The following is a 22,430-nucleotide window of genomic DNA, read 5'->3' on the forward strand; positions in this document are numbered from 1 at the left end:
ATGTAATTATCGTCAATCCCTCGCAGCCCGCGCCGAGCACGGCTACGCGGAATATTCCGAGCCAGATTCAGCCGCCTCTGGTCAGTGGAGGGCGCGCGCGCCCCTATCACGGCAACAGAACGCGGACTAGTGGTTCGAGCAGGCGCTAGTCTGGCTACTGTGCGTTGGGTGTCATTCCGCCGCCGGTGGGGAAGTTGCTGGATTTGAGCGCCATTCCACTGACGCGAAAGCGGACATTTCCCGCCAGATACAGATAATCCGACGTCGTGCTGCTGACGGTCCGCACCTCGACATAGGTGAGCGTGATCGAACCCACGCTTGGGGTTACCTGGGTGATGTCGACAAACCGAGCTCCCGGGAAAAGCTTCTGGTCGAGGCCATAGAAGATCTTTTCCCGCTCTGACCACAGGATGAAGTGACCGCCGGCCTTCTGATCAACGGCTTCGTATTGCGTATGGATCACTTGCGGGTATTCGATCTGGCCTGCCGTCGCAGAGTGAGTGCCTAAAAAGATCACCAGAATTAGGAAAGTAATGTTGCGGACCACTGGTCAATACCCTCGCGAGCTAAAGCACGAAGCTTGCCCGCGATTTGGCTTTCGTGCAATCGGCAAACGTATAGATTGAATCGACTGGACGAGAATTTTCCGGCCCCTGCTCGTTCTTGTGCTCTGCCTGGAGTTACAGCGTGCGAACCGCGCGACCCCACACCTCACGAGCTCATGCAAGGCGGCTTGGGCAGCTGTCTGGAGCGGTCCTGACCGTTGCCGGTGCAATCGGCTTCGGTCTCGCGAGTTCGCCGTCGTGTTTGGCCCAGACCGACCCGGAGCCCTCGGTCAGCGACTATCTTCCACCAAGCGAGCCGGAAGTCAGCCGTGACGAATGGCGTCAGCGTATCGAAGATGCGCGGCGACGAGCCAAGGAGGTTTCGCGCGAGCGGCGGGACAATCCCGAGCTCTATAAACCGGTCCCAGAGGATCCGGACCTTGTCGCGACCGAACGCCTCCTCAACGACGACAGCCTGCAGCGCGGCGACATCGTCTCGACCAAGAAGGGTATGTTCGTCTACCAGGGGCGGCCGGATCAACCGCGCCGCGAGCAGGATTTCGTGCCGATCGCGCCAAAAGCGACGCGTTGAAATTGACGGCGATCCAGCAGGCCAAGTCGCGCTCGAACGTCAGTACCGCCGCAAAATCTGATTGAACTTCGGATCGGTCCCCTGCGTCGCGTCCAGAAGCAGCGACTTGCCTTGCGGAGTGGCCTGCAGGTAGGCCGCGATCAGGAGCTGCTCGTAGCGAGAGCGGTTGACAAGCACCGCGCGAACGTCCGATTGCGCCAGCAGCTTGATCTCTTCGTCGGCTGCCGCCGCGCTCGAGGTGACGGTTTGGAGCCGCGCGAACGCGACGGCGATCGGCACTGCGCCGGCCAGATAAGACATCTTCACTGCGGGCGTCACCAGCTCACCCGATTGCGCCTTCAGCGTGCCGAGCGTGAGCCAAAGCGCAGGCCGGATGGGCGATACTTTCAGGGCCGCAACAACGGCATCCTGGGCCGCCTTGTTCTCGGTGGCCCTGCTGTTCGCATCGGCTGCAGGATGGTGAAGAAAGTCCGCGGCTTTGGCTGCCGCATAATTCGCCAGCAAGTCGCCGTCTAATGAAAGGGGCGCCAGAACGCCCGAAGCGGCTACGTTGACCTTCTCGGGCGGAAACTCGCCCAAGAACAAATCGCTCGCCCTAAAGTTCGACCGCGTGAGATCGCCGTAAAACCCCAATGCTGCGTAAAGCAGCAACATCACTGCGATGCAGGCGCCAATGATGCGAAGCAAGATCATGCGGCTCATGATGAATTTCGATGTCCGCGTGGAAGGGCGCGGGAGTTGGCCAGCAACTCTGCAAAGTCCTAAATTGCGAGCAGACTATCGCCCTGGATTGTGAGCAAGGTCAAGTTGCCGGTCGCGTACGCGCCGGTGTCGATATTGATCCGGTTTGAGCGGATATCCGGGACGCTGACCGGGGTATGGCCGTGGACGACATATTTGCCGAAGCGTCTTTCGGACTCGAGGAATTCCTCGCGGATCCAGAGCATGTCCTCCTCTTTTTGACGTTCCAGGGCTACGCCCGGCTTGACGCCGGCGTGCACAAAGAAGAAGTCGCCACACGCGAAGGACGGGCGGAGCTGCTGAAGAAACGAAAGATGCTCCGGCGGGAGCGCGCGCCTCAACCCTTCGATCAATTCAATCTGCTGTTCCGGCGTAGGATTCATCGTCGGGTTGATGCCGTAGGAAACAAGGGTCAGCAGGCCTCCATAGCGGCGCCATTCCTCCAGGCGCGCCGGGTCCTTGAGGACCTCGAGCAGGAACACCTCGTGATTGCCCTTGAGGCACACTGTCTCATGCGACTTCGAGCGCTCGATCAGGAGATCAATCACAGCGCGCGAGTCCGGGCCCCGGTCGACATAGTCGCCGAGAAAGACCTGAATCGCTCGTTCGGGAGCGGACCGAGCAAGATCGGCGTCGATGACGGTTAAGAGCGACTGAAGCAGGTCGGCGCGTCCATGCACATCGCCGATGGCATAGATCCTCACGCCGTCGGGAAGCCGAGGCTTGATGTTCTTACGGAAGCGCTTGGAAAGGCCCATCAGCTCGTCGAATCGGGTCTGGCGTCATGAATGGAGGGCATGATCGCTCATAGCAGAACAAGTTACGCATCGGTATTCTTAATTGTTTCTGACGAAGGCGCGGCGGTTTTGATTAAAGGATTGCTCGGCTTTTGAGCCGGATTTCAAGACGTCTCGCGTAGCGTTTCCCCAACGAGAAATGGGGAGCGCGACATGCGCAAGACTTTAAAGTTCCTGGCGATTGCCGCCGCTCTATTGGCTGGGTCGGCTCAACACAAGGCCGAGGCCGCCTTTGTCGGTGCGCCGTCGGCGTTGCGCGGCGCCATCCAGTACATCAAGTTCGACCAGCCGACCCTGGCGCCGATGGCATTCACGATCTTTTGCCTGAAGTACGAGGGCGAGTGTAAGCCGCGACCCCAGCAAATCGTGTTCAGGGGCGGACGTCTCAAGCTCACGGCCGAGCGCATGGCCCAGCTTCAGGAGGTCAATCGGCGGGTCAACAGCGCGATCCGACCCGAGCCCAATTTGGAGGGGCTGCGCGGCGAGAAGTGGCTGCTGCATCCCACCAGCGGCGACTGCAACGACTATGCCGTGACAAAACGCCACGATCTGATCGCCAAGGGCTTCCCGGCGCGATCGGTGTTGCTCAGCGAGGTCGTGACGACCTGGGGTGAGCATCATCTCGTGGTCGTGGTGCGCACGTTCTCCGGCGATCTCGTGCTGGATAATCTCACCGGGCACATCCTGCCGTGGTCGAAGAAGTCCTATCGGTGGGTCCGCATCCAAATGCCCAAGAACCCGACCTACTGGGCGTCACTCGCTGATCGCGACGTCTAACGACGAACGACTAATGGCCCGTGCCGCGTGCGGACTGGGTGATGCTTTGGGACAATCCGAGTCCCATGATCGTTGACAGACAGAGGATTGCTGCCGGATGCAGCAGTCCTGAGCCAGCGAAGCTCTCAACCAGCGCGAAGACAAGGCAGGCCGCGGCCGCCGCAGGGAAGAACGAGTCGCGGCCGCGCTGCAAAGCCCCAACAAACAAGCGTCCCAAAGCCAACATGCCCGCCAGCAGCGCGGCGGAAAAACCGATCCATCCGGCATCCGCGAAGATGGCAAAAGCCGTCGAGGGCGCCATCAAAGGCGCGCCGGCATCGCTTTGGTAGATCCTGCCGACGGCAGAAAAGGTGCCTGCGCCCGCACCGAACCATCTCGTGTCGGCCAACATTCGCTCAAGTGTGGCTCTGGTTTCGGCTCCCACATCCGGGACAAGCCGCAAAAGAATCGGCCCCGCATTCTTTTCGAACAAGAAGCTCAGGACAATCATCGCTCCGACCAGCGCGGCTAAGGACAGCGCGCCTGCGGCCAACGGCGATAAGTCGATCCTTCGAATGACAAGGATCAGCAAGATCAACACGAGGCCAAACGCCGCGGCGATCGCGCTGTTCGTCCCCGACAAGCCAAAAACCGCAACCGCGCTGGCCAGAGCGCCCACAAGGCCGCAAAGGCCGATGGTGACCGAACGAACGAGCGAGTGGCGCGTTTCGGCCCGCTCGGCGGCCAGCTGCATGACGGCTAGATTAAGCATGACGCCAAGACCGGCCATCGTTGTCGCCAGGTCGGAAGGAACGGCGGTTGCAAGGGCGGGCGAGACCGGAAGCAAATCCAAGGTCAGAGCCGACACCGCTGTTACTCCGCTCAGCACGAACAGCACCAGTTCGGCACGGCTGCGGTCACGGACGACGAGGATTGTCAGGCTGAGCAACGAGATCGCTGCGAGGGCTTGAAACAGCGCATTCAGGGTGAGGCCGAGATCCGCCGTCACTGGCCCAAGCGACAGGCCACCCAGAGCATCATGGCTGCTCACCCAGATAGGATGCGCCCAACTCAGCCATAGCGGCGCCAGCTGGGCTGCGATGCCGAGGGGAATGGCGATCAGGACCCAGCGGCCCCAGACCGTGGCACGCAAATAGTGCTCGTAGTCGGCCTTTCGTGCGCTGAAGACCGCTGCAAATAGCCCCAGGGCCGTAGCCGTCATCCCGAGCTGAACGCCGAATTTGGCGCCGGCAATTTCGAGAGCGGATGCAGAAACAAGGCAAACGATGAGGGCAAAATAAGCGAAGGACAAACGTGCGCCTGGAAGGAATCCTGAAAGGGTCAGGCCACCATACAAGCCGGAGGCGAGTTTTCAAACAGAGCTCTGCAGCCAACGCAGCTCCGAGCCCGAACCCAACCCCACATCAACGAAGCGTCGCCTGCGGGGATCAGGCGGACTCTTGATGCGCCACAGAGGTCATCGGGCGGTCTTGAGCGGACGGGCAAACACGCGGGCGGCACGACCGGCGGCGAGAGCAAAGCGGGCGGCCGAGCCGAAGAGATAACCGGCCTGGAGCGCGATGGCCGCGAGCACGACGCCCTTCAGGCCGTCAAGGAAGCCCAGATTGGCCATCCAGCCAACCGGGATCGCGACGAGCAGCATGACGAATGTCAGCGGCAAGAGCACCAGGACGCGAAAGCGTTGGCCCAGAACTGCGCCTACCAGAAAGCTGAAGATCAAAAGCTCGGTCATCCGAAACACTCCGTGCTCCGGACCTTAGGTTCCCCACCCTAAAAAGACCCTTAAGTCGTATGGCTAAATTTTGTCTATTGGCCGCAACTTGCCGCCAGAGAATTATAGGCTTCACGAAGCCCGTTCAGGGCCACCACGCCTTTGATTTCGGTGTCACTTTCCTTCACCACCACGGAAAGCGAGGCCGTCGTCTGCCACTTACCGGCGGCAAAGGCGGAGACCTCGTCCGGCAGAAGGACGGCAGCACCGCCCGCCGCCATGCTGGCCTCCACCGTCACGGCGCCTCCTGTGGCGGAGGCGAGCGTGACCTTGGGGTGGCTTTTGGGCGGGAAGGGGCGGATCAGGGCCACCAGCACGTCGATCTTGCCCTTAGGCGCGCAGCGGACGATCAGGCCGGCGAACTCCGGGTCGGACTGCATCGTCTCGGCTGTCTTGGAGATGGAAGCGAAGCTCTCACCCTCTTTGGGGCCTTGGGTGCGGGCGAACTTCCAGACTGAGGACGCACCCGCCACCTGAAGCGGGCAGGCCGTCCGGGGCGGCGTGAGCAACCCGCCCGCGCAATGGCCAGGATGGGAGCCGGGATCCCGCGCCAGAGGGGATGAGAGCAGCGCTAGCAAAGCAACGACCGAAATCGACACGTCGGTATCCATGAAATGGCTCGAGACAATCCTACTAGCAGAGAGGGACCGCGCCAGCTTGGCTTTTGAGCCGCCGCCCTCGCGGGCAGATTGCCTCCTCACCGGGCACACGGATTACAACAAACAGTCACAATGGGTTAACAGGGGCGCTGAATCGTGGCCCCCACGCAACAGTGGCCGACTCATTGGGCCGGTTCCGGCCGGTTGCACCTGGGAACTCTTGTCGCACTGCCCACTAAGCCGTACCAATCGGAGGTAATTGGGGACTCAGGGGCCATTCATGTATTCCTTTGCCAAGACCTATGTATTCAAGCCGGCGCTTCTGGCGGTCGCTTTGGCGCTCGGAGCCTGTGCAACCAATCCCGGCTCGGGACCGCTAACGGATGACGTTAACAACAAGATCCAGACCGACAATGCGCCCGCCTATGAGCTGGTGCCGCTCAATCCGGCTACGGTAAAGATCCTGCACACCCATGAGCCCAAGGGGCTTGCCGGCGTGTTCACCGATCGCCGTCCGCCGGCCAGCATCGTGTTCGGCATCGGCGACGTCGTTGCGGTTACCATCTTCGAAGCCGCCGCGGGCGGTCTGTTCATCCCGGCGGAAGCCGGCGTTAGACCCGGCAACTTTGTCACCATTCCGGATCAGTCAGTCGACAACGACGGCTTCATCACGGTGCCCTACGCCGGCCAGGTCAAGGCGGCGGGCCTCACGGCGGTACAAATTCAGCGCGCGATCATTGAAAAGATCTCCAACCGCGCCATTGAGCCTCAGGTCGTGGTGGCGATGTCCTCGCAGCGGACACAGCTCATCAGCGTTCTTGGCGAGGTCAATGCGCCGGCGCGTTATCCGGCGAGTGCCGCGGGTGCCAAGGATAAGGTGCTTGACGCGATCACCCGCGCTGGCGGCATCAAGGGCCAGGGCTTCGAGACCTGGGTCATGCTGGAGCGTGGCGGACGGCGCGCAACCGTTCCGTTCGAGAATCTCGTGATGGCGCCCGAGAACAACATTTATGTTCGTCCGGACGACAGCGTCTATGTCTATCGCGAACAGCAGAAGTTCCTGGCGTTCGGTGCCAGCGGCCAGAGCGGCGAGTTCAACTTCGACGCATGGCGCATCAACCTCGGCGAAGCGGTCGGCAAGGCCGGTGGTCTTTTGGATGGTCAGGCCGATCCGGCTGCGGTGTATCTGTATCGCCGCGAGCCGCGTGAGGTTGCTGCCCAGCTTGGCATCGACGTCAGCAAGTACACCTCCGAGACCGTCCCGGTCATCTTCAACGTGAACTTCCGCGATCCGGGTGGCTTCTTCCTGGCCACCAAGGTCATGATGAAGAATGGCGACGTGCTCTATGTCTCGAATTCTCGCAACGTCGAAACTGCCAAGTTCCTGCAGTTCCTGCGAGTGATCATGGCGACCGGCAGCGATGCGGTGAACCTGTCGAACGACGCCCTGATCTTCCGCAACAACATCAAGCTGGCGCCGTAAGGCGGGGCCAACCTGATCCACGAAACGATGGCACCGGGGCTTTGTCCCGGTGCCATTTTCGTTTAGCAATCAAGGCGACGCAGTTCGGGTTATGGATCAAGGCACCACTGAGCAAGGCGTGCCGATCATCGGTCACCCCGCAGTGTTGCGAGGGGCGTCATGCGCTTTCGACGACGAGCATTCTGGTGTTTTCTGACCCTCATCATCGGGGGTCCTGTTTTGCTCGAGCAGGCTGCCGCTGCGGCGGGGGAGTTCGGAGTACGCCACCGGATCGATGTCGTGGTCTCTGCCGAGCCCGACGCGCCGATCTTTCAGCGCCTTCGGGGTGCCAAGGGGGAAGTTTCATTCACAGTGCGCCTGTCGGCGAATTCCAAGGAGAGCCGCTTCTTCGGAATGCTGCACCCCACATTCTCAGACATTGTTGTTCCCGACGGCGCGGGCAAACCTCTCGTCCCACAAACAAAGCTATGGGAGGAGGAGGTCTGCCATCAGCGGCGGGGCTTGCCCAAGGTGACGGTCACTCGACTCGCCGGGCATTTCGGCGAGGAGGGGGGGCGTATCGAGATATCCGGCATCAATCGCCACATAGGCAATCTGGTGCCACCCGACGAATTAACCCCTGGAATAAAGCTCGATCAGGGGAGTGATAACCTTGGGCTGTTCTATGGCTTCCGGGCGCAGACCCGGATCAGCCGCTTGAATGTGGATCTGAAGATCTATCCGATCGATTGCTTCCTCTAGAGCTAGAGCCAAAGGCCGGCTAACCGACGATGCGCTTTCCGCTTCCCCGTATAAGTTGGTCGTGGAGCTGGCCTGCGACCTTCATCCTGTTCTTCGTCGCTGCCGGCGCGCCGTTCCCGTTCGGCTCGACCAACGACCTCTCGATCGCGTTCTGGTGCCTGTGTCTGGGCCTCGCCCTGATAGTGGCGCCGACGCGCGACTTGCGCCGACCCCATTTCTGGATGATCGCGGGCATCGGGCTGATCGTGGCCGGATACGCCTTCGTGCTGCATGAACAGCTGTCCGATCATCCCTGGATCGCGCCGTTCAATCCGATCTGGAAGCAGGCGTCCGACCTCCTGGGTGTGCCGATTGCGCCGTCGGCGTCCATCGTCAAGAACGAGGCGTTCTTCGCATTGGGCGCGCCGCTCGCCAACATTCTGGCGATCCTCCTCGGCATCACCGTCGGTGCCGAGCGTGAGCGCGCCCGACGTCTGCTTTGGGTCATCGCCGTTTCCGGCAGCCTTTACGCGCTTTATGGCGTCGCTTCGTTCCTGATCGAGCCCACCATGATCCTGTGGCGGGACAAGACCGCCTATATGGGCAGCGTCACCGGCACCTTCATCAACCGCAACACGGCCGCGGCCTATTTCGGTTCCTGCGCGGTGATCTGGATGCTCTTGATCCTGGAGGATGTCCGGCGGCGCTTGCCGGAGCGGCACATCGAGTGGAAGCGCGTGTCGCGCGACGTGGCCGAGATCGCGCCGCGCCAGATCCTGCCGCATCTCGGAGCGCTTCTGATTTGCCTGATGGCGATGTTCATGACCGGCTCGCGCGCCGGCGTCAGCCTGTCGCTGCTCGCGATGATCGCCTCGTTCACCGTGTTCCTGCGCAAGGACCTGCCGCCGCGGACCGGAATCTGGATCTCGCTCGGCTCCGGCGTGGTGGTGGCGCTCGGCCTGATGCAGCTACTCGGCGGCCGCGTTTCCAGCCGGTTCGACAGCCAGGGCTTGGTCGACGAAGGCCGCATCGAGGCCTGGAAGTCCACGCTGAAGATCATCGCCGACAATCCCTGGTTCGGGACCGGCATGGGCACCTTCCAATGGGCCTTCCCGCCCTACCGCAGCCCCAACATCTCGATTCGCGGAATCTGGGATATCGCCCATTCCACGCCGCTGGAGCTCGCCTCCGACGTCGGCATCCCCATGGCGCTTTTGGTGGCGGCCGCATGGGCGGTCATGTTCGGCATCCTGAGCCGCGGCGTGTTCGCCCGGCGGCGGGACGCCATCATCCCGCTGGCGGCAGCGGCGACCGCGAGCCTGTCGCTGCTGCATTCCTGCCTGGACTTCACGCTCCAGATCCCCGGCTATTCCATTCCGTTCTTTGCGCTTTTCGGCGCCGGCCTGGCGCAATCGTTCCGCTCGAGCGAGGCGGCGCGGGCGCAAGGCGAGGCGATCGCCGCACCGGACCAGCAGGGGCGCCAGGCACGGCCCGCGCGAGGCCTGCGCCGCGCCCGCGAGCTTCACAAAACTGTCTAGTTTTGAAGCAGTTGCGCTGTTTACGAAGTCTTTAGAATAAGTGGACAGCCCTTCTAGCTTCCGCTAGGTTCCTGCACTGCACAGCCATTTGCCCGGGCCAAGACCGAATTCGGGGCAGCTGATTTTTGGAGGTTCGTTTATGAGCGTTATCAAGATTGCGCTTCGCATGGCTGCCGCCGCGGCCCTTGCCGCGACCATTACCTCGGCCGCCAGTGCGGCCATTTACCCGCCGCAGCGCCAGCTGCCGGCCACCGTCGTTTCCGATTTCAAGGCCGCACCCAGCAGCCTGTTGCAGCAATATCCGACCGGCGGCCCGCAGCTGATCTCGCGCGTGCGCGATCTCGGCGCCTCCGATCCGACCACGCTCCCGGGCCTGATCGCGCTCCTGAAGGATCCTGCAACCACAAAGGACCAAATGCGCGCGATCGTCGGCGGCCTCGCCCAGGTCGCCCGCATGGCCGCGCAGGCCGACCAAGGCTATGCCAATGAGATCCAGGCCGCGATTGCCAACACCGGCAACCAGGATGTGATCGCCGCCTATCAGGCCGCGACCGGCGACGTCGCGATCGCCGCGACCGGCGGTGGTGGCGGTGGTGGCTCGTCCGGCGCGGGTGGCCCTACCGGAGCCGGCGGCTTCGCCAACGGCGGATCGGGCGGCACCCTCGGCACCTTCGGCGGTCTCCACTATGCGACGACGGTCACGCCGAACGCGAGCGCCGGCGTCAACGGCACCACCAACGCCGTCAGCCAGCGGCGGTGATCGGAACCGGCCTCGGCGCCGGCCCATGAGAACTCACGGCAGCGGCGCCCACGGGCGCCGCTTTGCTTTTGCGCCGTTAAGCTTCATGTAAAAAGTAGCGCAAGCCGCGCGTTGCACTGCATCCAGCGCGTTCAATTGCAGGCAGGGTTGTGCTAGTGTTGCGCGCAGCGCGGGCTTTGGCATCCGGCTTGCTCCGGACGCAGCCGGGTTTCTGGCGAACATTAATCTCAAGAACACACATCGATCCATTTTCAGGAATTGCTAGATGTTGCAGGTGAACAAGCCGACCTCGGAGATCAACCGGGATTACGCCGAGGCTGACGGCTCTCCGTCTTTTGCGCTGACTTCTTACCTGGAGACCGTTCGCCGTCAGTTCCCCACCATTGTTGCCATTGTCTCGGCCTGTGTGATTGTGGCGCTGCTCTATCTCTTCACTGCGGCCCCGAGATTCACTTCCACGGCCACGATGGTGATCGACACCCGCAAGGTACAGCTGTTCCAGCAGCAATCGGTGCTCGGCGACATCGCGATCGATTCCGCGACGGTGGAAACGCAGGTCGAGATCCTGAAGTCCGAGAACATTAGCCTCGCCGTGATCCGCGACCTGCACCTGATCGACGATCCCGAGTTTACCGGCTCCGGCGGGGGCCTGCTCGGCACCGTGATCGGCGCCGTCTCTAGTTTCTTCTCGGAGAGCCACGTTGCATCCGAGTTCGAGCAGACCCGCAAGGCGCTTGGCCTATTCGAGAAAAATCGAACCATCAAGCGCCTAGGCCTCACCTATGTGATGGAGATCGGCTATACCTCGAAAGATCCAGCGAAGGCCGCAAGGATCGCCAATGCGATCGCAGACGCCTATATCGTCGACCAGCTCGAGGCGAAGTACCAAGCCACCCGTCGCGCCAGCGTCTGGCTCCAGGACCGCATCAAGGAGCTGCGAACTCAAGCCTCGGCCGCGCAGAAGGCAGTCGTTGATTTCAAGAGCGCCAACAACATTATCGCCACCGGGCGAGGGCTGATGAACGAGCAGCAGCTGGCTGAGGTGAATAGCCAGCTAATAACGGCGCATGCAGCGACCGCCGAATCCAAAGCGCGAATGGACCGCATCAACGACATCCTCAAGCAGGAAGTTCCAGATGCATCTGTCGCCGACGCGCTGAAGAACGACACCATCGTCAAGCTGCGCGGTCAATATGTCGATCTCGCTTCGAAGGAATCGATCTGGTCGATGAAATACGGCTCGGATCACCTGGCCGCCGTCAATCTTCGTCGGCAGATGGCCGAGATCAAGAAGAACATTATCGACGAGTTGAAGCGCATCCAGGAATCCTACAAGAGCGATTACGACATCGCCCTTACACGAGAGGAGAGCATCAAGACTAGCCTCAACAATGTTGTTTCCGAGTCGCAATTGACCAATCAAGCTCAGATCCAACTTCGCGAGCTTGAAAGCAATGCGCAGTCCTATCAGGCGATGTACGATAATTTCTTGCAGCGATACATGGAGTCTGTTCAGCAGCAGTCGTTTCCGATTACGGAGGCTCGCGTCATAAGTGCGGCAACGACCCCACTCGGGAAGAGCTATCCGAAGACGCCGTTCATCTTGGCGGCAGCTCTCTTTGGAGGGCTCATGCTTGCGCTTGGAGTTGCGGCCGCTCGTGAGCTGACCGATAAAGTGTTCAGAACTACTGGGCAGGTGGAAGAAATCCTAGGAACGAATTGTATCGCAATTCTTCCTTCCCTGTCCGTTTCTTCCGAGGCAGGGATTTCGGCTCTTGGTGGCAGATTGACACGGAAGCGAGATACGGATGTCGATCTGCTGAGATATGTCATTCAAAATCCAATTTCCCGGTTTTCCGAGGCTATTCGTTCGGTCAAAGTCGCGATCGATCTTAATACTATCGTTCGCGAGAACCGTGTACTCGCAGTGACCTCCACAATACCGAACGAAGGGAAGAGTACGCTATCAACCAATTTGGCTCAGCTAATGGCGCACGGTGGTGCGCGAGTTATCTTGGTCGACGCTGACCTCCGCAATCCCTCGCTCTCTCGTTCTCTTGTCCCCGACGCAAAGATTGGGCTGGTCGACGTAGCCGCGCGGCGGGCGGCATTGGAAGATGCTTTGATTGAGGACCCGGAAACCAAACTATCCGTTTTGCCTGCTGGGACGACTTCGAAGCTCTTGCATACAAATGAGGTCCTTGCCTCCAAGGCTATGCAGGACTTGATCGGGCTTTTGCGATCGAAATTCGACTACGTTGTGCTCGATATGCCTCCGATGGCGCCGGTGGTTGATGTTCGCGTCACCTCGTCTTTTGTCGATTCCTATGTCTTTGTGGTTGAGTGGGGAAAGACCAACATAGATGTTGTTCGTCACAACTTGCGCACGTCTCCCGAAATTCAAGACAAGCTTCTCGGTGTTGTATTGAACAAAGCCGATACCAAGGTCTTGGCTCGGTATGAATCGTATCATGGGCGCTACTACTATCAGAAATACTACGGGAGATACGGTTACATCGAGTAGCTGGAGTGCGCTTTGGCTCGCTTTATGCAACGTCTTCTGCTTTTGGCTGTTGGTCTCGCCTGCATCGCGTGGTGTCTCGTGGTTATGCCTTCTTTCTGGATAACGGGGCCTGCTCGGGATTTATCATTTCGGATAATGAACGATGATCGCTTCAAATCTGGGACGTTGGCCACTGCGTTCGCGAGGATTACTAGCCGTTCATATGGGTTGCTTGACCAGTCGGACTTGTTGAGAGCAAGGGCGCTCACTGCAGTGCGCGTGGCTGAGGAAAGTATGCAGCGAAAGACGTCCCAGGATGCCGATCATGATGCCGATTTGGCTGTAGCTGAAGTTCGAACTTCGCTTTTATCCAATCCGGGCGATTCCTTTTGTTGGCTTCTTCTGTTTTCGATCGACGCCACACGCAACGGTTTTGATCTGGCGAAGGTCAAATTTCTTGAGGCGTCGTACCAGTTTGGGCCTTGGGAGGGGTGGATCGCTCTCAGAAGGAATAGCTTGGCTTTGTCCACGATGTCATTCCTTGGAAACGGGTATCAGCAAGCTGTTGTCTCCGAGTACGCCGGCATCGTCGATGCAGACTTCGTTGAGGTCGGGGCATTCATTCTGGCGAACAGCGGATGGCAGAGTCGGGATCGTCTATTGAGTGGTTTGACTTCTGTTGATTTGCGTGAGCGAGAAGCATTAAACCGTCAACTTTCGCGTATCGGGATCCGAGTTGCTATTCCTGGTATTGAATTGGAGGAAAGGCCTTGGCGGTAGCTCGGAGAGCAATCAAGAAAGGGACCTTGCTTCAGGCAAGCAATGCTCAAACTAAGAGGCACGATTCGTCTCGTTCTTCGGGGACGGGCCCAGCAGAATGGCAACTCGGTCGTCCGAGAACCACTAGGAAGACCTTGGCTCAATGTGGAAGTCGCAGCTCGTGCACACGTGGTCAATCCGGATTGGCCATGTCCCGTTCTTGAAGAACAACTGCAATCGAATCATTAGGGCCAAGGTTTGCCTCTTACCTGTGCAGAAAGGCTAATGTGACGGCCTATAAACGAGAAGACGTGGTCATTGGGACCACGAGTAAGGTCGCTCAATTCCGTTACACTTTGTTCCAGCAATGATCAGTAACTTTTAAACTGTTAGGTGGGGGGCTATATGGAAGGCCATTCGGGAAAGCTACCAGCCGCTAGCGTGTTGGGTGTTCCGATTAGTCTGATCAATATGCAGTTGGCAGTTCGGGAGATCGTCGGGCGTGCAAAGTCACGCACTTCCGCCTACGTCTGCGTTCGTGACGTTCACGGTATAATGAGGGCGCAAGACGATCCTGAATTGCGTCGTATCCACGAGGGAGCAGATATCATTACACCAGATGGAATGCCGTTAGTTTGGATTTGCAGATGGAAAGGGCATTCGCAGATCAGCAGGGTCTGTGGTCCCGACTTGGTGGATGAGGTTTGCCGATCCTCAGTTCCTCTGGGTCTGAGGCACTACTTTTACGGCGGAAAGCCGGGCGTTGCGGAGCGGATGACTGCAAAGCTGATCGAGAGGTATCCCGGATTGATCGTCGCAGGCATAGACGTCCCGCCCTTCGGTGCGCTGCTTCCTAAAGAAGATGAGGAATATATTGCCCGCATAAACAAGGCCCGTCCCGATATCGTCTGGGTAGGCCTCAGTACACCTAAGCAAGAGTACTGGATGCGCGACCACGTGCGCGCCGTCCCAGGAACAGTTTTGATTGGTGTGGGAGCTGCTTTTGATTTTCATGCGGGGGACGTCAGGAGGGCGCCGATCTGGATGCAGTCGTCCGGTTTGGAATGGTTTTTCCGACTGCTGTGTGAGCCCCGCCGCCTTTGGCGGAGGTATCTAGTGCTGGCTCCCATGTTTGTAGTTCAAGTCTTTCGAAACGAGGTTGTTCGTCTTGCGGACCATCTTCGATCTTAAAGTGTGACCTTGTCATGGGAAAATTGCTGGGGCTGAAGTGGAAGATTACTACCATCATAGGACGGCTAACGAGTCGTTGGGTGGGAATATCGCTCGGTGCCAATGTTCGCTATCTAGGGCTGCCCATTGTGTCCGGTTCGCGTTATGGAGAAATCATCATCGGCGACAACGTTTCGCTCGTGAGCGATCCGCGTGGTACAGCGCTCGGGGTCAGATGCCCTGTCATTCTGCGGTGTTTGGCTCCTGGAGCGGCGCTACACATTGGTTCAGATACAGGATTGAGCGGCACGACCATCTGCGCAGCCGTCCGAGTCGAAATAGGGCAGCGTTGTCTCATTGGCGCTGATGTCATGATATTCGATACCGATTTCCACAATCATAAGCCTGTCGGAAGACGATATAGCGTGCCGGATTGGAAGTTGATAAGTCGGCCCGTTAAGATCGGAGATGACGTATTCGTTGGCGCCCGTTCGACGATCTCCAAAGGTGTGAGCATTGGAAATGGTTCGATAGTCGCAGCCGGCAGTGTGGTGGTTAGCGATATCCCCAGTAATTGTGTGGCAGGTGGCGTTCCTGCCAAAGTTATCCAACATCTCTCGATTGGTTATCAGGAAACGGCAGAAAAGCTGTGAAGACGATCGGAGTCTGCCTTACGAGTTTCAACCGCCGCGAGAAAACATTGCGATGTTTGAGATCGCTTCACCAAGCGTCTCTTCCAGATCAAATTCGGTTGTCCATCTATCTGGTGGACGATGGTAGTAGCGACGGGACGTCGTCGTCAATACGGACTGAGTTTCCAAGTGTTCGGCTCTTTGAGGGAGACGGTAGTCTCTATTGGGCCGGTGGGATGAGGATCGCTTACGGAGCAGCTCTAGAACGAGGTCATGACTACTACCTTTGGCTTAACGATGACGTTGACCTTCAGCCTGACTCTATTCAGCGAGCGATTGCAACGCTGGATGAGCTGCGAGTTCATGTCGGAGGAGAGCACGTGATCGTAGGCGCCATGTCAGCCGAGGACGGCGTTACCACAACTTATAGCGGTCTAGTTCGGGCTTCGCGCGTGTTCCCTTGGAAATTTCGAAAGGCTATTCCTGACCCGCGGCGGCCGATCGAATGCGACACCGTCAATGGAAATTTTGTCCTAGTGCCCAATGACGTTGCACACCGAATAGGAAATATACATCCAGCCTACGTCCAGATGCATGCTGATTTGGTTCTTGGTATCAAAGCAAAGAAGATGGGTGCTCGCAACTGGGTGATGGCTGGCTTTGCTGGCGTCTGCGATGCAAATACAGGCCGCAAGAATTGGAATCAGCCTGATCTTGGACTGTGGGACCGCCTCAGAATAATGCAGCATCCGCTCGGGTATCCGTTCAAACCTAACATTGCTTACAGTCGCAACTATGGAATTTGGGCTCCAGTTGTTGTCGCTGCCCCGTACTTCACGCTGCTGAGGGCCTGGTTGGTTCCGAAGAGAAGCTAATGTGAGCGGAGCTGTCGGTATGATTGCGCGCCTTCTCGTTGCCGCGCGAAACATCCCTTCGTCCCTTTACTGCTTTAGCGTACGCCAGCTAGAACGACTGTTCGAAAGGTCCTGCGAAGAGGCAGAGAACGGTGAGAATTCCGGCTGTAATAGTCTGATGTTCCTCGTGCAATCAATCTCACCTTACGTTTCGGGCGGAACAAGCCGGGTATACGAAAAAGGAAATTGAATTCGCGCCGCCTATTTTGAGCCTTATTGATCTGACGGCTGATGGCGCGGAATTCCTAGCGCAATAGAGGGTAAGATGACTGCAAAATTGCGGATTGCTCGACGGATGGCCCTCGACCTCCGGCTATTCCTTTTCTCGGCTCTGCTTTCGCTTGCAGCGGCCATCTATAGTGAAGCTGTCGGGCATTCAACACTTGTTTTCATCGGTTCGTACAACCTTACGACGGCAGAGCCCGTGCTCGGCGCCTCCATGGTCGCCGCAGTGACAATGGTCTTGCGTCGGCAATTACACTTTGATCTCCGCGTGCTGCTGTTAGTTGTCCTTGCCGCGCTAACTTTGGTCAGCTTCGGAAGGGGACTTCTTGTTCGTCCCTACGATGCATTCTTCTCGCTTCGAAACAATGGACCGTTTACTGCCATGCTATTCATGGCATGCGTATTGCCTCCGAATGAACAGCTTTGGGCGAAGGTGCAGAAGATAATCGTATTTGCTGGAGCAGGACTTGCCGGCCTCGTCTTTCTTCGAATAGTATTAGGGCCCACCTTTCTCATACAAGCACAGTATCTGGAGGAATCTACCATTAACGATGGTGGACGAGCCTTAAGTGCGCAGGGAGCTATGATTGTTGGTGCCGCAGTGCTCCTGCAATTTCGGCAAGCGTGCCGGCAAGAACATTTCGCGTTGCTAAGCCTCTGCGTTCTCGTTCCGGCCCTTCTGCTCACAAGACAGGCCACTGCAACGATTGCTACCGTATCGGCCGTCGTTACGTTTTTTGCACTTCAGCCGGGGCCTTCTCGGCCGCTCCGCATTTGGCTCCTCGGATTTCTCCTCTTGATGACGATATTCTTCTCTACGATTTTGCCGTCTGCTCTTGATCCAGAGACACTCGATTCGATCGCCCCGAAAGCAATAGTAGGAGACACGTTGCGACGAGTGCAGACGCTTGATACCCGTCAGCTTGTTTGGGCTGGCCTTCTCCGAGACTTCTACGAATGGTCATTCGAAAATCAAGCACTGGGCCTGCCTGCGGGCGTTAAGCCTGTCGTAATAGTTCCTCTCTGGGGAGGGACGGTTTGGAAGAACAGTATTCATAGTATGTACTTTGGACTACTTCCGCAGGTCGGTGTCGTTGGATTACTGGTTTACATAGCGGCCTTGTTCTCACTTGCGTTCCGGTCGATTGTCGTCAGTACTTTGTTTCCTGGATTTGACGGAGGTGCGATGATCGCGTCGCTGGTAGTCTTGCTTGCCGTCTTCGGATTTAGCTATGAATTGCGTGGGGAAGCTGCGCTATTTTTGCTGGTAGCAGTGCAGTATGCACGCAGATCAAATGTTCGATCCGGCGCGCAGATGCGACGTATCAAGCCAAGGGCGAAAGGGCGTGCCGAATACGCACACGGCTTCAATGAGTAGGATAGCTGCGGGCTGCGGGCGGTCCTTCGGCAAGCTTGGAATTTTGATCTTGCTCCTCTTCCCGTCGGTTGGGTCTGCAGGCGTCCCATCCGTGCTCCAAGCAAGAGCCGGTATCTCTGTTCTCGCTCTTGTGGCGCTCCAATCGCATGGCGATGCTCCCGAAGAGCATCTATCTTATCGCGTCGATGCGGAGTTTCAGTCGCCTTCGTTCTCTCGAGAACTCCGAAGGCAGGGCGTTGAGCTAGTCAGGCTAGTCACCAATCCGCTACCCCTACTGCAAGCTGACGACGAAGATCGTCTGAAGGCAATTGTCCAAATTCTTGAGGTTGCCGATTCATTTGTAGCATCTGGTCTCGCAGTAGTCGTGGATCTTCACTTTTGGTCTCCCAATGGCGACGCTACCCGAAAGAAAATATTTCTGGAGAGGCCTCTACGAGAGGCGTTTAAGCGTGGTGTTGGTGAACTTGCATTCCAGTTGGCAGGTACCCACGAGGCACAGGTCGCTTTGGAGTTACTAAATGAGCCCCCTCCGTGCAACGATGTAGGGTATGATTGGACCCAGTTGCAAGTATCGCTCGTCGCCGATATCAGGCGATTTGCATCGAGCTTGCCCATCGTCGTCACCGGCTGCGGTGGTCAACTCGACGGGCTATTGCAGTTGAGAGGCATCGATTTTGGTGACCCGAACTTGATGTACTCTTTCCATTTTTATGAGCCATTTGCCTACACGCACCAATCGGCATTCTATGGCGTGCCGGGCTATCTCGTTCCGTACCCGCCCGACAAACAGTTCTCGCTTTCGGCGGCACTACCATCTTCCGATCAGATTGATCCCAAGAGAAGTCGGTACGCTAAGAATGATATTGCGCGATACCTAAATTCCTCCTTCTCGAAAGATTCGATTGCAGAAAGGTTGTCTGCTGTTGCGAAGTGGGCTGACCTAAGACGCATTCCCCGCCGACGAATCTTCATGGGCGAGTGGGGAGCGGTAATTGGGCCGGTGCCTCGAGATGAAGGGCCGAGGAAGAGTGAGCTACGTTGGCTAACAGACGTCAAAAACTCGCTGAGTTCGCTGGACTTCAAGCATGCATTTTGGCTATTCCCCCGCCAAACGAGCTATGACTACGATCCCGAAAAGCGCTGGCTGCGGGACGACGTTGCAGACGCAATTGGCCTGGTGCGGCAAGACCGGTATCGGTAGTCGGTTCAGGTGCAAGAATGAATCATGACGCAAAAAGGGTAGCTTCGGCCATCGGATGGAATCTGTCCTTTGTAGTCGTGTCTGTCGGCGTCCAAATCGGCACGACGATGCTACTGGGTAGGCTTCTCACCCCTCGTGACTACGGCATCTTTGCATTTGCGAATTCAATCGTCGTCTTCGGAACGCATCTTTCGCAGCGCGGGCTGGCTACCACCATTCTGCGCCAGCAGGTGGTGTCCGCGCGCGACCTAGGAAATGCTTATGTCGTAGCAGGAATACTTGCGATAGGCTTGGCCGTCTTGACGACCGTCGGTTCGACCATTCTGCGACTTGTAAATGGTGTTGCCTTTGCTGAGCAGGCAGATCTTCTGCTTTTCATGTCGGTTCCAGTGATTTTTCAGCTGATGGCTACTCCGTCTACTTCTCTCCTACAGAGAGAGCTTGCGATGGTGAGGGTAAACGCGATTTCGGTTATCGGCATTCTCGTCGGAAATGGTGGCGTCGCGGCCGTTCTTGCCGTTCATCACTGGGGGGCATGGAGCCTTGCGGGCGGTGCGGCAGCCAGTTCTTTAGTAACACTCGTGCTTAGTTTGTTGCTCGGACGCTATGCCGTAAGTCTTGGTTGGTATCCGAGGGAGCTGAGGCGTCTTTTGGTCGAGGCGGTTGCTATGAATGGACTTCGCGCGTTGGACGTTGCTTGGGTCCAGTTGCCTCTCGTTGTATTGGGCTTGCGGTCGCCCGCAAGTCTATCCGGATTGTATCAAAGAACGCAATTCGTTGCCGACGTGATGCTTCAAATGACCGTATGGCGCGTAACAGGAGTTTTATACGCAGCGCTGGCTAGTCGAGGAGAAGGACGTTCTACCAGCAAAGCGTTGTATCGATTGACGCTCTTGTGTCTCGCGACTTTAGTAATTCCTATCGTCGCTTTCGTGATGATTGGAGCAGAGCCGATTTTAGGTGTGTTGCTAGGAGAAAACTGGAAGTCAGGAGGATGGATGCTGAGACTCTTGATTGTCGCTTTCGGAATTTCAACGATCAATCAAGCCGCCGGCATGTCGTTGGAATTGAGAGCGCGCTTCGTTGATCGGTATCTCTGCTCCTCAGCAGCGGTATTGAGCCTCGTTGCTCTTATTGTTGTAACGCCGTCAGACGACGTCTTGCTTATTGCCGCGCCTCCATTGGGCTCGATGCTGATTGCCACACTGCTCTTACATTGGAGAATTGGTGAGAGATGGAGCGATCTCCCGGAGGTGCTTCGGCTGCTGCGGCCTGGGACAGCTCTGGGCGTTGCTGCGCTAATCGGAGCCCTGCTCGGCAACGAGGTAGCTATTCGACTATCTATCCAAACGCAGCTTTCGCATCTCCTACTCGAGTTGCTCATAGCTGGCATATTGTGTTGTCTGGTCGCGCTTCCCATCCTCCGCCTTCGCGAGATGGCGCCGTTTGTTGATCTGATGAGTTCCTTTTCGCCGGGATTGAGCTCAGCGTTTGGACTAAATCGCAATACCTCTAATGGCGGGGTCTCATGAGCTTAAGGTTTGCAATTCCTCGAGTTGAGGGAAAAGGAGCGGGGCTAGGTAACGAGCTAATTGTATGGGCAAAGGCATTCATTGGTGCTCAAGCACTTGGGCTTCGTCTTTTGCATCCGGCTTGGGGACTTAACCGTCGCAACTATAGCGCTTACTTCGAGACTTCGCGGGCTGATTGGATAACTCATCATGTTATTCGAGCAGCTCTTCCGACGTTCGAATTTGAAGAGAGTGATTATCGTGCCTCGGCTGATTACGATTTGCACGCGGCCGTCGTCGCATTTGCAAGGCGTCACGATCTACGGCGTCGTGGCGCTTACGTAGTCTCGTTTTCAGGGCTGTGGGGTGGATTTCGAGCGTTACGAGATGCGCGGGACTTTCTTAGAGCAGAGCTCTTGGGAACGAAGTGTACTATCCGGAACTTGTATGAGCTTAACAGGCGGTTCAGCTCCGATGTCCTTAGAGTGGGATTTCACATAAGAAGAGGTGATTTTTCCGTTCCAACTGAGGACTACGCCGGGCGATTTAACATTGCCATTCCAATTGAGTGGTATGTTGCCGTCGCAACTCAGCTCGTTCGAGCCTTAGGCACTCGTGTATCGATCCTCATAGTATCAGATGCGACGCTGGAAGAACTGCGTCCCCTTACAGAGCGGTTTCCATGCGTCACAACCAGCGATATGCCATTCCGTGATGTATCCGACCTACTCGCGTTGTCTGCATGCGATTTTGTTCTCTGCTCAATTTCGAGCTTTAGCGCCTGGGCAACCTTCTTGTCCGATACGCGCTATGGATGGTTCGCGCCGCAATTAACCTGTCGAGATGGTTACGCTTCCATCTGGGGGCATGAGCCATTCCAGTCCTCGCAGAGAGGTGAAACGACGCGCTCCCAAGAGGCGGTGAGCAAAGCTCCTCAACTGGCGATACGCCCAAAGGGGATTCCAATTTCTTTAGACGGTTCTCTTCCCTCTGAGCTTATCAGCGATTTAGAGAGCACGCTTCGGTTGAAGAGCGCTAGCTCCGATCTGGTCCAATACGGTGTTGTAAGACAGTCCTGCAGAGTTTAGGCAGCTTCGCTGGAAGGAAGGACTATAATCGCATCATTCGCAATGATGGGGCGTCTAGCGAATATCTCGCTCAAACGCTCGACGAAATCTTCAAGTGGCGGATAGTCGCGCTCCGTCCCAAAAGCCCTCGCATCGTCAATCAAGATTACATCCCTCATTCCCCGGCGGAGGGTGGCGAGACTTTCGATCTCTGCGAGAATGGGAGTCTCAACTGTCGAGGTCCCAGTGGAGGGGCCGCTGTAATGGCCGTCCAACCAGAAAACGGCCGGTGTTGAGAGTTGCCTAGCGACGTCCGGCAGGACCTCGGCGCTATCCCCGCAAATGATCTTAACGTTCGCATCTCGACTGAATTTATCAGCGGCCGCCTGAGCAAGCGGCTCATACACTTCAATTGATATGATCTGCCGGAACCGATTTTTTGTTGCTGCAATCATATCGCCCCGAAATGTGCCGGTTTCGACGAGTGTGTCTATCTGATATAAATCGGCTAAACAGAGGATATTCCGCGCCTTGATTGAATGAGGTGGGGGTGTCGGGCTTCCAGCGGATCGCCAGATCGCGTTCTCACGCTCAGCGCGAATGGGCTTCAAGACCTGGCGCCAAATCGCCGTTCCTTTAAGGCTTTCCTTTAGCTCTATCAACATGCTTCCTCATCTATACCAAAGCTTCATTGTACCGCTGAATTCGAGTGGGCTTTATGCCATAATACGTTTCTTCGTTCACCTG

21 protein-coding genes are annotated in these 22,430 nt (G+C 57.4%); 14 read left to right on the forward strand and 7 right to left on the reverse strand.

The window, feature by feature from the left end:
• Window positions 1–154 precede the first annotated feature (154 nt).
• The gene (locus tag IVA75_RS08915) at window positions 155–547 is read right to left on the reverse strand and encodes a hypothetical protein (protein ID WP_247282667.1); all 393 of its coding nucleotides are present in this window, start codon (window positions 545–547) and stop codon (window positions 155–157) included.
• 260 nt (window positions 548–807) lie between these two features.
• On the opposite strand from IVA75_RS08915, the gene IVA75_RS08920 reads away from it, so the two are divergent.
• Window positions 808–1,137 carry a hypothetical protein gene (locus tag IVA75_RS08920; RefSeq protein WP_247282668.1) on the forward strand — a complete coding sequence of 110 codons (330 nt, stop codon included), beginning with the start codon at window positions 808–810 and terminating at the stop codon, window positions 1,135–1,137.
• Between the two features lie 39 nt (window positions 1,138–1,176).
• Here IVA75_RS08920 and IVA75_RS08925 read toward each other — a convergent pair whose 3' ends face one another.
• Both IVA75_RS08925 and IVA75_RS08930 read right to left on the reverse strand, forming a co-directional pair.
• Window positions 1,177–1,839 (reverse strand): hypothetical protein, encoded by a 663-nt coding sequence (locus tag IVA75_RS08925; protein ID WP_247282669.1) that lies wholly within the window; start codon window positions 1,837–1,839, stop codon window positions 1,177–1,179.
• A gap of 59 nt (window positions 1,840–1,898) precedes the next feature.
• Window positions 1,899–2,636 (reverse strand): metallophosphoesterase family protein, encoded by a 738-nt coding sequence (locus tag IVA75_RS08930; protein WP_247282670.1) that lies wholly within the window; start codon window positions 2,634–2,636, stop codon window positions 1,899–1,901.
• Between the two features lie 192 nt (window positions 2,637–2,828).
• Between IVA75_RS08930 and IVA75_RS08935 the strand changes: the two genes are divergently transcribed.
• A complete protein-coding gene (locus IVA75_RS08935) occupies window positions 2,829–3,452 on the forward strand; it encodes a transglutaminase-like cysteine peptidase (RefSeq protein WP_085350024.1) in 624 nt (207 codons plus the stop codon).
• Window positions 3,453–3,462: 10 nt separating this feature from the next.
• Here IVA75_RS08935 and IVA75_RS08940 read toward each other — a convergent pair whose 3' ends face one another.
• The 3 genes from IVA75_RS08940 to IVA75_RS08950 all read right to left on the reverse strand — a co-directional run bounded on the left by IVA75_RS08940 (window position 3,463) and on the right by IVA75_RS08950 (window position 5,834).
• A complete protein-coding gene (locus tag IVA75_RS08940; RefSeq protein ID WP_247282671.1) occupies window positions 3,463–4,743 on the reverse strand; it encodes a hypothetical protein in 1,281 nt (426 codons plus the stop codon).
• Between the two features lie 165 nt (window positions 4,744–4,908).
• A complete protein-coding gene (locus IVA75_RS08945; protein ID WP_247282672.1) occupies window positions 4,909–5,184 on the reverse strand; it encodes a hypothetical protein in 276 nt (91 codons plus the stop codon).
• 74 nt (window positions 5,185–5,258) lie between these two features.
• Window positions 5,259–5,834: a hypothetical protein gene (locus IVA75_RS08950; RefSeq protein ID WP_247282673.1), complete on the reverse strand. Its 576-nt coding sequence runs from the start codon at window positions 5,832–5,834 to the stop codon at window positions 5,259–5,261.
• Between the two features lie 268 nt (window positions 5,835–6,102).
• Here IVA75_RS08950 and IVA75_RS08955 point away from each other — a divergent pair, with 268 nt between their 5' ends.
• From IVA75_RS08955 to IVA75_RS09010, 12 genes are all read left to right on the forward strand, one after another.
• Window positions 6,103–7,305: a polysaccharide biosynthesis/export family protein gene (locus tag IVA75_RS08955; RefSeq protein ID WP_247282674.1), complete on the forward strand. Its 1,203-nt coding sequence runs from the start codon at window positions 6,103–6,105 to the stop codon at window positions 7,303–7,305.
• 159 nt (window positions 7,306–7,464) lie between these two features.
• Window positions 7,465–8,046, forward strand: coding sequence for a hypothetical protein (locus tag IVA75_RS08960; protein ID WP_247282675.1), 582 nt, complete (start codon window positions 7,465–7,467; stop codon window positions 8,044–8,046).
• 29 nt (window positions 8,047–8,075) lie between these two features.
• Window positions 8,076–9,563, forward strand: a complete 1,488-nt coding sequence (locus IVA75_RS08965) for an O-antigen ligase family protein (RefSeq protein ID WP_247282676.1) — start codon at window positions 8,076–8,078, stop codon at window positions 9,561–9,563.
• Between the two features lie 139 nt (window positions 9,564–9,702).
• A complete protein-coding gene (locus tag IVA75_RS08970; RefSeq protein ID WP_247282677.1) occupies window positions 9,703–10,323 on the forward strand; it encodes a hypothetical protein in 621 nt (206 codons plus the stop codon).
• A 265-nt stretch (window positions 10,324–10,588) separates the two neighbouring features.
• A complete protein-coding gene (locus IVA75_RS08975) occupies window positions 10,589–12,847 on the forward strand; it encodes a polysaccharide biosynthesis tyrosine autokinase (protein WP_247282678.1) in 2,259 nt (752 codons plus the stop codon).
• A gap of 273 nt (window positions 12,848–13,120) precedes the next feature.
• Window positions 13,121–13,606 (forward strand): hypothetical protein, encoded by a 486-nt coding sequence (locus tag IVA75_RS08980; RefSeq protein WP_247282679.1) that lies wholly within the window; start codon window positions 13,121–13,123, stop codon window positions 13,604–13,606.
• Between the two features lie 384 nt (window positions 13,607–13,990).
• Window positions 13,991–14,776: a WecB/TagA/CpsF family glycosyltransferase gene (locus IVA75_RS08985; protein ID WP_247282680.1), complete on the forward strand. Its 786-nt coding sequence runs from the start codon at window positions 13,991–13,993 to the stop codon at window positions 14,774–14,776.
• Between the two features lie 14 nt (window positions 14,777–14,790).
• Window positions 14,791–15,408: an acyltransferase gene (locus tag IVA75_RS08990; protein ID WP_247282681.1), complete on the forward strand. Its 618-nt coding sequence runs from the start codon at window positions 14,791–14,793 to the stop codon at window positions 15,406–15,408.
• On the forward strand, window positions 15,405–16,262 hold the full coding sequence (locus IVA75_RS08995; RefSeq protein ID WP_247282682.1) for a glycosyltransferase: 858 nt from the start codon (window positions 15,405–15,407) through the stop codon (window positions 16,260–16,262). The genes IVA75_RS08990 and IVA75_RS08995 overlap by 4 nt, the downstream gene beginning before the upstream one ends.
• A 304-nt stretch (window positions 16,263–16,566) precedes the next feature.
• The gene (locus tag IVA75_RS09000) at window positions 16,567–17,904 is read left to right on the forward strand and encodes a hypothetical protein (protein ID WP_247282683.1); all 1,338 of its coding nucleotides are present in this window, start codon (window positions 16,567–16,569) and stop codon (window positions 17,902–17,904) included.
• A 91-nt stretch (window positions 17,905–17,995) separates the two neighbouring features.
• The gene (locus IVA75_RS09005; RefSeq protein WP_247282684.1) at window positions 17,996–19,105 is read left to right on the forward strand and encodes a cellulase family glycosylhydrolase; all 1,110 of its coding nucleotides are present in this window, start codon (window positions 17,996–17,998) and stop codon (window positions 19,103–19,105) included.
• Window positions 19,106–19,122: 17 nt separating this feature from the next.
• Window positions 19,123–20,637, forward strand: coding sequence for an oligosaccharide flippase family protein (locus IVA75_RS09010; RefSeq protein WP_247282685.1), 1,515 nt, complete (start codon window positions 19,123–19,125; stop codon window positions 20,635–20,637).
• A gap of 1,063 nt (window positions 20,638–21,700) precedes the next feature.
• On the opposite strand, the gene IVA75_RS09015 is transcribed toward IVA75_RS09010, so the two are convergent.
• The gene (locus IVA75_RS09015) at window positions 21,701–22,348 is read right to left on the reverse strand and encodes a hypothetical protein (RefSeq protein ID WP_247282686.1); all 648 of its coding nucleotides are present in this window, start codon (window positions 22,346–22,348) and stop codon (window positions 21,701–21,703) included.
• Window positions 22,349–22,430: the final 82 nt, after the last annotated feature.

The sequence above is a fragment of the Bradyrhizobium sp. 134 genome, from assembly GCF_023074155.1.
Taxonomy (GTDB): domain Bacteria; phylum Pseudomonadota; class Alphaproteobacteria; order Rhizobiales; family Xanthobacteraceae; genus Bradyrhizobium.

Excerpts from the sequence above, each read along its gene's own strand:
- IVA75_RS08925 (WP_247282669.1), bottom strand. The coding sequence starts at position 1,839 with ATGAGCCGCATGATCTTGCTTCGCATCATTGGCGCCTGCATCGCAGTG.
- IVA75_RS08930 (WP_247282670.1), bottom strand. The coding sequence starts at position 2,636 with ATGGGCCTTTCCAAGCGCTTCCGTAAGAACATCAAGCCTCGGCTTCCC.
- IVA75_RS08935 (WP_085350024.1), top strand. The coding sequence starts at position 2,829 with ATGCGCAAGACTTTAAAGTTCCTGGCGATTGCCGCCGCTCTATTGGCT.
- IVA75_RS08945 (WP_247282672.1), bottom strand. The coding sequence starts at position 5,184 with ATGACCGAGCTTTTGATCTTCAGCTTTCTGGTAGGCGCAGTTCTGGGC.
- IVA75_RS08950 (WP_247282673.1), bottom strand. The coding sequence starts at position 5,834 with ATGGATACCGACGTGTCGATTTCGGTCGTTGCTTTGCTAGCGCTGCTC.
- IVA75_RS08955 (WP_247282674.1), top strand. The coding sequence starts at position 6,103 with ATGTATTCCTTTGCCAAGACCTATGTATTCAAGCCGGCGCTTCTGGCG.
- IVA75_RS08960 (WP_247282675.1), top strand. The coding sequence starts at position 7,465 with ATGCGCTTTCGACGACGAGCATTCTGGTGTTTTCTGACCCTCATCATC.
- IVA75_RS08965 (WP_247282676.1), top strand. The coding sequence starts at position 8,076 with ATGCGCTTTCCGCTTCCCCGTATAAGTTGGTCGTGGAGCTGGCCTGCG.
- IVA75_RS08970 (WP_247282677.1), top strand. The coding sequence starts at position 9,703 with ATGAGCGTTATCAAGATTGCGCTTCGCATGGCTGCCGCCGCGGCCCTT.
- IVA75_RS08975 (WP_247282678.1), top strand. The coding sequence starts at position 10,589 with ATGTTGCAGGTGAACAAGCCGACCTCGGAGATCAACCGGGATTACGCC.
- IVA75_RS08980 (WP_247282679.1), top strand. The coding sequence starts at position 13,121 with ATGCAGCGAAAGACGTCCCAGGATGCCGATCATGATGCCGATTTGGCT.
- IVA75_RS08985 (WP_247282680.1), top strand. The coding sequence starts at position 13,991 with ATGGAAGGCCATTCGGGAAAGCTACCAGCCGCTAGCGTGTTGGGTGTT.
- IVA75_RS08990 (WP_247282681.1), top strand. The coding sequence starts at position 14,791 with ATGGGAAAATTGCTGGGGCTGAAGTGGAAGATTACTACCATCATAGGA.
- IVA75_RS09000 (WP_247282683.1), top strand. The coding sequence starts at position 16,567 with ATGACTGCAAAATTGCGGATTGCTCGACGGATGGCCCTCGACCTCCGG.
- IVA75_RS09010 (WP_247282685.1), top strand. The coding sequence starts at position 19,123 with ATGAATCATGACGCAAAAAGGGTAGCTTCGGCCATCGGATGGAATCTG.
- IVA75_RS09015 (WP_247282686.1), bottom strand. The coding sequence starts at position 22,348 with ATGTTGATAGAGCTAAAGGAAAGCCTTAAAGGAACGGCGATTTGGCGC.